Consider the following 12,062-nt stretch of genomic DNA (forward strand, 5'->3'; position numbering starts at 1 on the left):
GTCGTCCTTCGCCTGAACAGGGGCACACGGGTGCGGCGGTGGGCAGTTCGGCGCGCGGCACCCGGGAAAGGCGCGCCTTGTCGTGGTACGGCGCAATAGCGCCGCGATCTCAGAACGGCAGCGGGCGGCCCGATGGAGCACGAAGGTCGAGGTAAAACGGACGTGGGCTTCTTCTGGCTTGGCTTTTTCTGACTCGACGCATGACCGGCACCCCCTCATCCCGGCTCCGCGCCGCCCTCATACCGGCCGGGCGCTGCGGAATCGGGAAAAGCGTTTGTTTGTCGTTAGGAGCCTCGTAGTTCGCCGTTCCCGCCCATATCGGGCGATCTGGCCCATTGACCTGGGCGAACGGTACGCCCCTGTCCTCGTCCCCACTTGTCCGGCCGACGCGCCGGGTGGTTCCGCCTCGAGGAGCCCCCTGCGTCCGGGCCTTTTACCGGATGCTAAGAAGGGTGGTGCGACCTTTCAAGAAAGGTGGGCCGCAAGTACGGCGGGCGTATCGAAAGTTGTAGAGCCCGTGTATCCATCGACTATTAGCGGGCTGCGTCCGATGATGGGCCGCGCCGGATTTCCCGATATCCGGCCTCCACGTTATCGTGTTGGCGGGACGGAGAATCGACGAAGTCCGTGTCCCGCACGCCGTGCCGAAATAACGAAATGAAGCCGGGAGCCGTCCCATGCGCGCTGAAGAAGGAACCGGTCTGACCGTCGTCCGCTCCCCGCACCCCACCCCCAACGGGCCGCTGCACCTCGGCCACCTGTCCGGCCCGTACATCGCGGCCGACGTCGCGGCCCGCGCCGCCAGGAACCGGGGCGAGCGCGTGCTCACCATGTGCGGCACCGACGACCACCAGAACTCCATCATGATGAAGGCCAGGTCGTCCGGCCTGACACCCGACGAGGTCATCACGGCCAACACGGCGGTCATCCGCGAGACGCTGGCCTCCACCGGCATCACGCACGACGTGTTCGTCCGCCCGTACGCCGACCCCGAGCACCAGGCCCTCACCCGCAAGCTGTTCGACGAGATGGTCGCGGGCGGCCTCGTCATCACCACCGAGCGTGTCCTGCTGGTGTGCCACGGCTGCGGCAAGACCATGCACAACTCCTACGTCACCGGCGGCTGCCCGTTCTGCGCCGCCGAGAAGACCGGCGGCACCTGCGAACTGTGCGGCACCTTCAGCTCCGCCGACACCATGACCGCCCCCCGCTGCGCCGTGTGCGGCGCCATCCCCGTCGAGACCCGCGTCCCCGGCCCCGTCCTCCCCCTGGAGGCCCACCGCGCCCGCCTCACCCGCCTGTGGGCCGGCGCCGTCCTCCCCCCCTCCGTCCGCGCCCTCCTGACCGCCCACCTCGACCGCCCCCCCCCCACCGTGACGGCCACCCACCCCACCGACTGGGGCATCGAGGTCACCGGCGGCGAACGCCTCGACGCCTGGTTCGAGATGGGCCTCACCTACCTGGTCACCGTAGGCCGCCACGTCAACCCCCGCGCCACCACCCTCCGCGACTTCGCCGAAGCCTGGACCGGCGTCGACAGCGCCTGGTCCTTCCTCGGCCTCGACACCGGCTTCTACTACGCCGCGCTGTTCCCCGCCCTCTTCGCCGCCGCCGGCGTCCCCGACGCGTTGTGCGTCAACGGCCTGGCAGTCAACGAGCTCTACCTCTACGAAGGCGACAAGTTCTCCACCAGCCGAGGCCACGCCGTCTGGGCAAGCGACCTCCTCAAGCAAGCCACCCCCGAAGTCATCCGCCTCTTCATGTGCTGGAACCGCCCCGACACCCACAGCACCAACTTCACCAGAGAAACCTTCGAATACTTCCGCACCAAAATCACCCCCTTGATTGAAAAAGCCCAATCCACCCCCATAGGCTTCCCCACCACCCCCGTCCCCCCCGAGACCCTGAGAGCCCACCACGCCCTCACCCTGGAAAGCTTCGACCCCGCCATGGCCATCCGCTGCCTGATGACCGCCCTGACCGACCACAACGACCCCGAAGCCACCCGCCTCCTCCGCCTCATCATGTGAAACCCCCGCACCACGCGCCCGACGTCTCCAGGGGCACCGCCCACCGGGAAGTGACCCCTCATCGCCGCGATCTCTCCGGTATCCGCTGTCCACACCGTGTTCCGATTCCAGGCAAACGCAGACCTCCTCACAGTGACTCCTTTTCATCCTCGGTTTCTGCAGGACGGCGATGGCCTTGCACAGGTGACCGGCCTTGAGGGGGCAGCAACGGAGCTTCCGCAGGATGCGCCAGGTCTTGAGCTGGGCATTCGCGCGCTCGCCCGGACCACGAAGACGGGCGTGTGAGCGGTTGGCCTGCTTCTGGGACACTGGCTTGTTCCCGCCCTTGCAGGGGGTGATGACCGGACCTTCGGCACCCTGGTACCACCAGGGGCTCTGCTACGTCATCGCCCCAACGCCGGACCCGCGCCAGCAGCGCAAATCCCGATGGCGACGGCTGGACCCGGGCCGTCAGGCCCTGCTCGCCCTGGCCCACCTGCGCAACGGCGACACCTACACCCGTCTCGCCGCCGGCTTCGAGATCGGCATAGCCACCGCCTGGCGCTACATCCAAGAAGCAATCGCCCTGCTCAGCAAGGCCGCTGACGACCTGGACACCGCCATGCAGCGCATCCGACACCTCGCATACGCGATTCTCGACGGCACACTGATCCCGATCGACCGGGTCGCCGATACTGCGCTGCTGCCCACGCCGCACCGCAATCGTGCAGGCCATCCTCGTCCTGCATCACGTCCAAGCCAACCGATACGCAGTAGGCTGAATGCTCTTGGCTCAGATGGTCTTGAGTCGGATGTTCTCGGGTCGTACGGTTTCGGCATGGTCATCTCACCTTCCTCGTACTGGACAGGCCGGCTGCCCGAGGCGACTCCGCCGGCGGACATGGCGCTGTACCGTCTGCCCACCGGCACATATACGACGCGAGCGTTGTTGGCCGTGACCGGAGGGTCCATACGGGACAAGCGAGATTTCGCGGCCACCGCCGTGCTCATCTCCCACCCGAAGGGCGACCTGCTCATCGACGCCGGGTTCGGCGAGCACGTGGCGGAGCACATCAAGATGCTGGCGCGCATGGAGCGTGCTCCCCACCGGCTCGGCCGGACCGCGGCGCGGCAACTCGATGCGGCCGGCTATGACCGGTCCCGGCTTCTGGGCGTGCTCGTCACGCACGTGCACTGGGATCACGTCAGCGGCCTGGACTCCCTGCGGGTGCCGGTGTGGATCAACGAAGCCGAGATCCGCTACGGCGCCGACGACTCGCACGGCACGGTGTTCCGCGCGGTGTCGCAAGGCCTGGAGATCCGGGAGTACGCCTTCGACGGCCCGGAGTATCTCGGCTTTCCGGCGAGCTTCGACTTCTACGGAGACGGCTCAGTGATCGTGGCCCTCGCCGGGGGGCACACCTCGGGTTCCGTTGTCGTGTTCGTCACGCTGCCCACCGGGAAGCGGTATGCGTTCATCGGCGACCTCACCTGGCAGATGGACGGCATCTCCCGTGGTGCGGAACGCCCGTGGTTGATGCGCCGCGTCGCCGATGTCGACGCCAAAACCGTCCGGGTCGGCCTGCAGCGCAGCATCGCCCTCAGCCGCGTGTTGCAGGTCGTTCCGGCCCACGATGTCGCCGCCTACGACAGCATCCCGCTCCTGCCGTCCCGGTTCCCGAGCGTGACACTGTGACCATGCCTGCCTCACCCGCCTCGAGCCGCCCCGATCCGACGATCGACGACGAGGCACCGCAGCGCCCCACCCTGGGACCGGGGCCCGACTCCGAGCTCACGTGGCTGCTCCACCGGGCGGCCCAGCGGATGCGCGCACTCGTCGGCGCGGAAGCAGAACGCCACGGCCTGTCGCTGCGCGACCACATCGTCCTCAGCGCTCTGCACAAGACCGCCGATCTCACCCAGGTCGAACTCGGGCAAGCCCTCGGCATGGACAAGACGACTCTTACTGCGGAGATCGACCGGCTCGAGCGCATGGAACTCGTCTCACGGCGCGTCAACCCGCGGGACCGGCGGGCCCGCATCGTCGCCATCACCCCGAAGGGCGATGCGGCGCGGGCGGCGATCGCTGCCGGCGCCGAAGCTCGTGAGGCCGACGCGGTCCGGCCCATCCCGGCGGCCGAGGTCGCACAGCTGCGACGGGCTCTCTACTTCATCATCGGCTCGGCCGAAGACCCGGGATCGTGCATATGAACGCTTCCGAAAACGTGGCCGGCCGCATCGCCGCCGGCCGCGCCGTGTACGCCCGCAACCTCGGCGTGCCAGAGGACGAAGCCGAGAGCATGCTCGCGGCGCGAGCCGGCGCACAGTACGCCCGGGAAGCCTTTCTCGCGGCCGGCGGACCCGGTTGGTCCGGAACGGAACTGACCGACCGCGACCGCAGCGTCGCCGTCATCGCCGCCCTCGTCGGCCAACACGTCGTCGATGCCCGGCTGATCACCTATCTGAACGCCGCACGCGCCGCCGGTGTCACGGAAGAGGGCTTGGCCGAGTTGATGGTGCTGCTGACCGCCTACCTCGGTCAGCCGGCGGCATCGGTCGCCATGGCCGCCGTCCTGAGCACGGCGCCACGACCCCGGCGCGGTCACCACCGACTGATTCCGGACCCCATCGATCAGCTCCGAAGCGGGGCCGGCTCCCCCGATTGACGTGCATTCACACGGCGGAAGGACAACCACCGGAAACCCTCAGCCCCCACCACGCCCTCACCCTGGAAAGCTTCGACCCCGCCATGGCCGTCCGCTGCCTGATGACCGCCCTGACCGACCAGAACGACCCCGAAGCCACCCGCCTCCTTCGCCTCATCATGTGACCCCTCCCCCACCCCCGCCTCCCGGCGCCGTCCCGCTGCGAGAAGCGGGTCTTCCCTGCCGACCGCGAAACGGTCCTCGCAAAGAGCGCTTCGCGAAGCGCAAGGGCTGTCTTATGGGGGGACACCCCCACACCCCCGGGGCTGCCGCGCTCACCGCGATCACCGAGCCCGCGCGACACGGCGGGAAGGAGTTGCCTCGCAGCCATGAGATCGAGGACGGTGGTCCGGACGTGTGATGGAGAGGGTGAGTATGGCAACGCTGGACGAGTTCGCCGCACTGGCGGCGAAAGAACAGGGCCTGGTCGTCGTCTCGACACTGCGAGCGGACGGCACGATCCAGGCGTCGGTGGTGAACGCGGGCATGCTGCCCCACCCGATCACCGAAGTTCCGGTGCTCGGCTTCGTCACCTACGGAAAAGTGAAGCTGGCCAACCTGCGGGCGCGCCCCCAAGTGACCGTGACGGCCCGGTCCGCCTGGGCCTGGTCCACCGTCGAAGGCACAGCCACGCTCATAGGGCCGGACGATCCGATCTCCGGCATCGACGGCGAGAGGCTACGACTCCTGCTGCGCGAGGTGTTCACCGCAGCCGGCGGCACCCACGACAACTGGGCCGAGTACGACCGAGTCATGGCCGAACAACGCCGTACGGTCGTGTTGCTCGCCCCGACCCGCGTCTACAGCAACTGACCATGACCACACTTAATGGGAGATCTGGAGGCTGCGCCCGGTGTTAACCCACCGGGCCGCCCTGCTATCGGGGTGCTACATCGCCGCACCGCACAGCAGCCGCAACCACAGGCCCTCAACCAGGGAGTAGCTCATGCGATGGATCTCGTGGCGGACGTCGCCCCCGGTGATCCGCGCGATGTACACCTGTCCGGCGCCCGTCCTGACGAGCTCGTACACCACGGCGCCGCAGGTGCAGCGCAGCGTCTGCGGCCAGTCCTCGCGCCCGGTCTGCGGGTCCAACCAGTCGATGCGCTCGGCGCCCTTCGTGGGGGTGGCACGTGGTGGCCGTGGTCGGCGCTACCGCTCGTGGGCGTGATCACGACTCATTCTCGGCCGTGAGGGTGAACCACACGGTTCTGCCGATTCCGCCGGAGTCCGGCCACACGCCCCACCGGGTCACCAGGTCGCGCACGATCGCCAGGCCCCGGCCGCCGGTGGCGTCCAGGTCAGGCTCGTCCGGCGGAAGCCGCGGCAGGCCGGGGCCACCGGCGGCGACGGATCCGGCCAGGGCACCGGGGCTGATGACGCCGAGCATCAGCACGACCGGGGCGGCACCGTACCGGACGGCGTTGGTCACCAGCTCGCTGACGACGAGCTCGGCGGCATCGAGCAGCGGGATCATGCCCCACTCGGTGAGGGTCCGGCGGGTCAGGGCGCGGGCCTTGGCGACGGACTGGGGGGGTGGGGGATGTCCCAGCAGCACGCGGGTCGCGTGGACTGCGTGGTGACGAAGTCGGTCATCTGGTCTCCCTGAAGCGCCCGGACGGGGGCGGCAGGTGGGGCGTGCCCGGGACCGCGCGGACTCCGACGGATGGGCACCAGACCGACGGAGGTCGTACGGCGGTGCGAGTCAGACAGCGGGGTTGACCAAGGCGACTAGCGCGTTTTGGAGCTGGAGCGGTTCCGCCATCTGGCTGAGGTCGTCCGCGTCCAGGGTGAGGCGGCAACCCGCCTGCGCCTGAGCGTTGCTGAGCGGCTCGTGCTGGGCCCACCAACGGTCGGCGCGCGCACGCAGCAATGATCGGAGCCTTCTCCATCCTCGACTTCCCCGATGACCCAGGGCTGGTCTACCTGGAGACGCCTACCGACAACCTCTGGCTGGAGAAAGCGGACGAGTACCAGCGGTATAGCCTCATTTTCAGCCATGTGATGAGTGCGGCAGATTCGCCCGAAGAGTCTGGGAGGCACATGGACGCTATGGTCGATCAACTTCAGAGATAGACGAGGGCGATGAATCCACGCAATCCGCTCTGGCGCAAGTCCAGCCGCTCGGGAGCCAACGACAACTGTGTCGAGGTGGCACATCTCCCCAGCGGCAACCGAGCCGTCCGCGACAGCAAGAACCCAACAGGGCCGACGCTCAAGGTCTCCTCCGCTCAGTGGCAGACCTTCACCGCTGGCATCAAAGCCGACGAAATGCGCTGATACCCACAGAACGGGCCCAGGCCATTGGCCGGAGGCCTGTCTGAATCCACGCGCAGTCTAAGCCAGACCGCAGCTTCCGAGGTCGTGTCGCTTCGGACCGTCGGGTGACAGCGGCTACGCTGCTGGCAAGGAAATATGCTCCCTGCGTACGCGGGAATGATCCCTTGTCGATCAGTTCGGGCAGATACGCGATCGAGTGCTCCTTGCGCACGCAGGGGTGATCCCGCCTTATGGCATCTGGACCGGCGCCCACGGCACCGCGTAAGCCCCCCACCTTCGCTGCTGGGGGCCTACGTCTCCTCCCTCTCCTGCACCTCACTCGTCGCTTGCGGTGAGCCCACCGCGGCAGGTGGCGGAGGAAGCAGCAATCCGGGGGCATGATCAGGCAGACCGACGGCTGGGTGGGACCAGTCAAGAACCTCCGCGAAGTCGACCGTGCCGCCGGAGAACCCCGCCCCGGTGAAGGTGACCGTGCCGCCAGAGAACTTCGCCTTGCGGAGGCGGACGGTGCCGCGGAGAAACTCCGCACCGCCGAAGTCCACCTCGCCGCCGGAGAACTCCGCCCCACCGAAGTCGACCGTGGCACCGGAGAACGCCGCCCCACCGAAGTCGATCGTGCCGCCAGAGAACTTCGCCATGCGGAAGTTGACCATCCCGCCGGAAAAGTCGGCTCGGACGAACCGGATGGTGCCGCTGGGGAAGAGGGTGTCGGTGAAGTCGAGGTCGGTGGTGATGGTGACGCCGGTGAGGTCGAGGTCGGCGCCGTGCCACGGGATGGGGGCGTCCTTGCGCAGATGGGTGGTGATCAGGCGCCAGATGGTGGCGCGGACCTCGCCCATGGCCTGCCAGGCGGTGTGAGCGTTGGCCGCGCCACCTGGCCCGGGCTCGGGACGTTGGGGCAGACGGAGGTAGGCGCACATCACGTCGATGCACATCTGCCGGCCGCCGGCCCAGTCGTCGGCCAGTGCCGCCAGGGCGTGCACTCCGGCGAGGCGGACGGCGGCGGAGTCGTTGCCGAGTTGGCCGGTGGCGGTGGTGAATCGTTCGTTGAACAGCTTGGTGTCGTCACGGCGCGCGGCCTGCCGGGCACGCAGGTTGTCCTCCTCGGCCAGGCGTTGGCGGCGGTAGGCCACCACCAGGGCGACCGCGCCGCCGATCCCTCCGACCACCGCCAGGGCGATCTTGATGATGTCCAGCAACGCCGTCAGCCCGACCCCGCCCGGCCCCACCGCCGGCGGCCCCAGCCACGCGAACGCCCCGAACAGCAACACGGCGGCGAGACCAGCAGCGGCCACCAGCATCACCGCCAGCGCGACACCGATGGGCAGCAGATCGACCGAGCGGTCCTCAGCAGTCCCGCGACGCTTCAGCGGACGCAACCGGGACGGTAACGGAAGTGGCATGGCCACCACGATGGGCCACCCGTACGGATCGGGACGGTTACTTCACCAGGGCGTAACAGGGCGGCACGGACATCCAACAGTTCCTCCCTGCACCGACGGCATGTACGGGTGCGGTGAACCCCAACGATCCGCCTCAGTCCACGGGAGCTCATAGGAGTTCGCCGGTACCGTGGACTCATGAGCGCGCGCCCCCCACGTCCCGGCCGCTGCTCCCCTGCCCGGCAAGAGCCTGCGCGCCATTCGTACCGCTCTGACCGTGCCTCAGGACCGTGACGCCTTCGACGCCGGCCCGCGCCTGGCCTTTGACTTCCAGGAGCGCGTCGATCCCGAATCTGTGATGCCACGCGGTGGCCCTCATGACGCCTTCAGGGCCACCAGCCCCTTCTCTTGAAGATCAACCTGATGAACGATCTGATCACCCGTTACAAGAAGTTACTGCAAGAGAACTGGACCCTCGAAGAGGACACCACCTGTCTCACGTGGTTCAACGGCTGCGACATCGAGACGGCGGTTTCCTTGTTCGGCGCGGATCCTCGATCGGCGAAGCCGATGGATTATCCGGATGCTCGTGATGAGGCGTGTGTCGCGTTCCAGTCGGACATCCAGAGCAATCTGGTCCTCCTCGGAACGGCCGGCACGTGGAACATAGCCGTGGAGCCGTACGGCTGGGAGGGGCTGGAGAGGGAGGTCATCGAGGGCCTGGCGGGTGATGGGGACGCCATATCCCTGCTCATCGCCGCTGAGGCGATCGACCGTCTCGTTTACGCTCACAAGGGGACGTTCTGCTACCTCCTACGGCGACTGGACGATCGCGAATATCCAGTTCCCGACTCCCTGGAAGCCCATATGGAGGATCTGCCGCTCTTCGGGCACATCTCGTCGACTGACTGGAGGCCAAGCGCCCTTGCCCTCATCGAGCGGTTCACGGGCGCGGGCCTGACGTGGGAGTGGCTCAGCCGCCACCATACGCTCTACCAGATCCGAAGGTGAGAAGCGGCGCCTGAACACACGGCTCCCACCCGGCCGGCGCCACGTCGGCCACCACCCGTACCGGTCACGTGTTCGTCACCGCCGCCCGCCGAACGCCCAGTCGTGGACCTCTATGCCGGCGTACCGGTCCTGGGTCAGGACGGCCCGTGCCGTGTCCGGGTCCGGCGCCCGGGCCAGCAGCGCCGTACCCAGCCAGGTGGTGCCGTCGTCGGACAGCAGCGGGCCGTACGCGATCAGCTCGTCCCGGCCGGGCGGCGGGACGAGGTCTGTGGCCTGACCGGAGCCGAGGCCCAGCACCAGGTACCGGTCGCCGCCGTCCCGGCCGCCGGGGAAATCCCACATGGTGCGGCCCAGCACGTTGCGCCATCGGCGCAGCATCACGTCCCGGTACACACCGGCCTGGTAGTTGGGTTCTTCGAAGACGAACGCGCGCGCGGCGGCGAGATCCGGCAGGTCGAGGATGTGCACGCTGCCTGTGGCCGTGTCGCCGCCGCGGTCGAAGGTCGGGCCACGGGCGATCATCTGCGCCGCGTACCGGTCCATGTAGGACCAGTGCTCCTCGATCAGCTTGTCGCGCAGCGCCGCCGAGTCTGGCCTATCGCGGTGATAGCAGAAGAACTCCATGCCGCAGAGTACCCACCGTGAAGCGCGGCGACAGCTCCGTCCTCCTCATCGAAGCCATCGGCTCCGCAGATCGGTGTAGCGGCGAAGGACCGGCTCCAGATAGTCCGCTCGCGGGCCTTCGAGCTCCCCAAGCTCATGATGAGAGCTCACGAGAGCGATCTGGTCGAGCTCAGGGACACGCCCCAGAGCCCGCTCGGCGGCCGTCACGTTCTCGAAGCACTCGCGCAGCGCCGCCGCCGGGCGGGACGGGGCGAGAAAGACGAGGCCGACACCGCGGTCCTCGCCGCGGATGACGGCCCACAGTTCGAGTTCGCCGGGCGGCACCTCCACACCGGTCTCCTCAGCCAGCTCTCGTGCGGCATGGCCGCGCACAGAGCGGTCTCATCCAGCCCGTCATGTTCCTCGGACGGCTCAACGGCACCGCCAGGTAGCTGCCACCGTCCCGGGGAGGCCGTTGACGGCGACATCCTCGCCACGAGCACGCCCCGGCCGTCCGTCGGCTGGACGACGCTGACGAACAACGAGGGCAGCCATGAGGCGTTGCCCGGGACACGGCGCAGGGCGTGGTGCCGGAAGGTCACACGCGCCCAGGAGATGACGAGGTCATGTGGCCCCTCCCACCTCACGCCCGCGCACGCCGCGACCGGTCCGTCGAAGAGGCTTGGGTTCGCCCGGAGTGCCTCGTCCCACACCTGATCTCTGGCTGCTTCGTCCTCGGGTGACAACCGCGGCGCTTCGGCCTCGGCGAGACGGAGCCGGTGGACGTCGAAGAGGTCGGCGCACATGGAGAACAGTGTCCCGGCCGGGCCGGTCGTTCAGTGGTGGCATCCGGCTTCTCGTCGGCTGGCTTCGCTAGTTCGCGTTTGGCCTGGATGGAGATGCCGTGCCGGAGCGCCTCCAGGGAGTCGATGTGCTTGTAGAGGGACGGGGTCCGCACACCGACCCGCTGGGCCAGCAGGCCAATGGTCAGGCCGGCCCTAGGCACGGACGGAGTGCAGGAACGACTGGATCACGGTGACCACCTGCGCGGGGAATTGCACGTGCGGGTAGTGGCCCGCACCGGGGATCATCTCAAGGTGCCCAGGACCGGGCGGCAGCGCGGCCACGATCGCCTCGCCGTCGGCCTGCGGCGAGGCCCAGTCGGGGTCGAGCGTGCCTTCCACGACAAGCACCGGGCACCGGACGTTGCCCAGTTGGGCTCCGGCGTCCGTGGGAGCGGACCCGAACAGGCGGAACGTGCGCGACGGTAGCGGGTCACCCGCAGGTCGCCGAGCGAGACCTGCTGCTTGCGGGTGAACGGCGCCAGCTCGACCACCGCGGTGACCAGCGACGGGGCCTTCGCCGCGCGATCGTGGCGGCGCCGCCCGCGAGGGAGTGGCCGACCAGCACCGCCGGCCCACCCAGGTGGTTCACCAGGGCGATCAGGTCGTCCGCGACGTCCGTCCGCGTATAGAACGCCCACCCCACGCTGGACTCGCCGCCCCCCATGTCCACGGCCGCGACCCGGTACCCGGCCGCCACCAGGGCCGGCGCGACAAAGCGGTACGCCTCACGGCTGTCGCCCATGCCGTGGGCCAATCCTGTCAACCTCGGCCTGATGTGCACCGGGATCGGCACAGAGATCCCCACAGCATCGCTCGCAGGCGAGGTCGCCCAGACGCGCGCACAGCGCCTCGCGTACGGGCGGCCGGTCTCCTCCCGCCCTGCCGGGGCCATTGAAGGCGTCAACACGCGAACGAAGAGAATAAATAATAAATACAAGGCCGGCACCGCCGGCCAATATGGAGCGGTAGGACCAACAGGGAGGGCAGAGCAAGACGGAATATGAGGCGATTGCGATCAGGGGGGTCGCGGGGAAAGGTGCGGATGGGAAGAGTCCCGGTTATCCGCCAGGGCCCGACGGCACGGTGAGACCGTTTTTGACTGCGGCATTCATTGAACCCGTCGGCGTCCGCGAGGGGGCGGCGGAGCCGGAGTCGGATGACCGCGATGCCGCTCCACCGCTGGACGATCAGGGCCGTCCGGGACGCGAGTTGGGCGGACTGTAGCCG

General features: G+C 68.4%; 15 protein-coding genes and 2 pseudogenes. 9 read left to right on the forward strand and 8 right to left on the reverse strand.

The genetic code is table 11. The features are described from left to right. Window positions 1–677 precede the first annotated feature (677 nt). Window positions 678–2,030 carry a class I tRNA ligase family protein gene (locus ABGB17_RS13155; RefSeq protein ID WP_347628957.1) on the forward strand — a complete coding sequence of 451 codons (1,353 nt, stop codon included), beginning with the start codon at window positions 678–680 and terminating at the stop codon, window positions 2,028–2,030. Between the two features lie 156 nt (window positions 2,031–2,186). Here ABGB17_RS13155 and ABGB17_RS13160 read toward each other — a convergent pair. Beyond that, window positions 2,187–2,372 (reverse strand): annotated as a pseudogene (locus tag ABGB17_RS13160) (transposase family protein); the annotation flags it as partial. Between the two features lie 70 nt (window positions 2,373–2,442). Between ABGB17_RS13160 and ABGB17_RS13165 the strand changes: the two are divergent. The 6 genes and pseudogenes from ABGB17_RS13165 to ABGB17_RS13190 form a co-directional block, all read left to right on the forward strand. Next, a pseudogene (locus ABGB17_RS13165) lies at window positions 2,443–2,703 on the forward strand (transposase family protein); the annotation flags it as partial. Window positions 2,704–2,787: 84 nt separating this feature from the next. Continuing rightward, window positions 2,788–3,705 (forward strand): MBL fold metallo-hydrolase, encoded by a 918-nt coding sequence (locus tag ABGB17_RS13170; protein ID WP_347629058.1) that lies wholly within the window; start codon window positions 2,788–2,790, stop codon window positions 3,703–3,705. Between the two features lie 2 nt (window positions 3,706–3,707). After that, a complete protein-coding gene (locus ABGB17_RS13175; RefSeq protein WP_347629060.1) occupies window positions 3,708–4,220 on the forward strand; it encodes a MarR family transcriptional regulator in 513 nt (170 codons plus the stop codon). Beyond that, window positions 4,217–4,675 (forward strand): carboxymuconolactone decarboxylase family protein, encoded by a 459-nt coding sequence (locus ABGB17_RS13180; RefSeq protein WP_347628959.1) that lies wholly within the window; start codon window positions 4,217–4,219, stop codon window positions 4,673–4,675. The genes ABGB17_RS13175 and ABGB17_RS13180 overlap by 4 nt, the downstream gene beginning before the upstream one ends. After that, on the forward strand, window positions 4,672–4,839 hold the full coding sequence (locus ABGB17_RS13185; protein ID WP_347628961.1) for a hypothetical protein: 168 nt from the start codon (window positions 4,672–4,674) through the stop codon (window positions 4,837–4,839). Before ABGB17_RS13180 ends, ABGB17_RS13185 begins: the two co-directional genes overlap by 4 nt. Window positions 4,840–5,089: 250 nt before the next feature. After that, window positions 5,090–5,527 carry a TIGR03618 family F420-dependent PPOX class oxidoreductase gene (locus ABGB17_RS13190; RefSeq protein WP_347628963.1) on the forward strand — a complete coding sequence of 146 codons (438 nt, stop codon included), beginning with the start codon at window positions 5,090–5,092 and terminating at the stop codon, window positions 5,525–5,527. A gap of 75 nt (window positions 5,528–5,602) precedes the next feature. Here ABGB17_RS13190 and ABGB17_RS13195 read toward each other — a convergent pair whose 3' ends face one another. Together ABGB17_RS13195 and ABGB17_RS13200 are read right to left on the reverse strand one after the other, a co-directional pair. Next, window positions 5,603–5,809 (reverse strand): hypothetical protein, encoded by a 207-nt coding sequence (locus tag ABGB17_RS13195; protein WP_347628965.1) that lies wholly within the window; start codon window positions 5,807–5,809, stop codon window positions 5,603–5,605. A gap of 76 nt (window positions 5,810–5,885) precedes the next feature. Then, window positions 5,886–6,272 (reverse strand): ATP-binding protein, encoded by a 387-nt coding sequence (locus ABGB17_RS13200; protein ID WP_347628967.1) that lies wholly within the window; start codon window positions 6,270–6,272, stop codon window positions 5,886–5,888. Window positions 6,273–6,799: 527 nt separating this feature from the next. On the opposite strand from ABGB17_RS13200, the gene ABGB17_RS13205 reads away from it, so the two are divergent. Next, complete coding sequence (locus tag ABGB17_RS13205) at window positions 6,800–6,994, forward strand: DUF397 domain-containing protein (protein WP_347628969.1); 195 nt, start codon at window positions 6,800–6,802, stop codon at window positions 6,992–6,994. Between the two features lie 290 nt (window positions 6,995–7,284). Here the strand turns inward: ABGB17_RS13205 and ABGB17_RS13210 are convergent, their stop codons facing one another. Next, on the reverse strand, window positions 7,285–8,397 hold the full coding sequence (locus ABGB17_RS13210; protein ID WP_347628971.1) for a hypothetical protein: 1,113 nt from the start codon (window positions 8,395–8,397) through the stop codon (window positions 7,285–7,287). A gap of 402 nt (window positions 8,398–8,799) precedes the next feature. On the opposite strand from ABGB17_RS13210, the gene ABGB17_RS13215 reads away from it, so the two are divergent. Then, on the forward strand, window positions 8,800–9,387 hold the full coding sequence (locus ABGB17_RS13215) for a DUF6461 domain-containing protein (protein WP_347628973.1): 588 nt from the start codon (window positions 8,800–8,802) through the stop codon (window positions 9,385–9,387). A 75-nt stretch (window positions 9,388–9,462) separates the two neighbouring features. Here ABGB17_RS13215 and ABGB17_RS13220 read toward each other — a convergent pair whose 3' ends face one another. From ABGB17_RS13220 to ABGB17_RS13235, 4 genes are all read right to left on the reverse strand, one after another. Beyond that, a complete protein-coding gene (locus tag ABGB17_RS13220) occupies window positions 9,463–10,011 on the reverse strand; it encodes a YciI family protein (RefSeq protein WP_347628975.1) in 549 nt (182 codons plus the stop codon). A gap of 45 nt (window positions 10,012–10,056) precedes the next feature. Continuing rightward, window positions 10,057–10,341 carry a hypothetical protein gene (locus tag ABGB17_RS13225; RefSeq protein WP_347628977.1) on the reverse strand — a complete coding sequence of 95 codons (285 nt, stop codon included), beginning with the start codon at window positions 10,339–10,341 and terminating at the stop codon, window positions 10,057–10,059. Between the two features lie 647 nt (window positions 10,342–10,988). Continuing rightward, entirely contained in the window at window positions 10,989–11,183 is a 195-nt protein-coding gene (locus ABGB17_RS13230) for an alpha/beta hydrolase (RefSeq protein WP_347628979.1), read from the reverse strand. An 82-nt stretch (window positions 11,184–11,265) separates the two neighbouring features. After that, the gene (locus tag ABGB17_RS13235; protein WP_347628981.1) at window positions 11,266–11,577 is read right to left on the reverse strand and encodes an alpha/beta fold hydrolase; all 312 of its coding nucleotides are present in this window, start codon (window positions 11,575–11,577) and stop codon (window positions 11,266–11,268) included. Between the last annotated feature and the right edge of the window lie 485 nt (window positions 11,578–12,062).

The organism is Sphaerisporangium sp. B11E5 (assembly GCF_039871875.1).
GTDB lineage: Bacteria > Actinomycetota > Actinomycetes > Streptosporangiales > Streptosporangiaceae > Sphaerisporangium.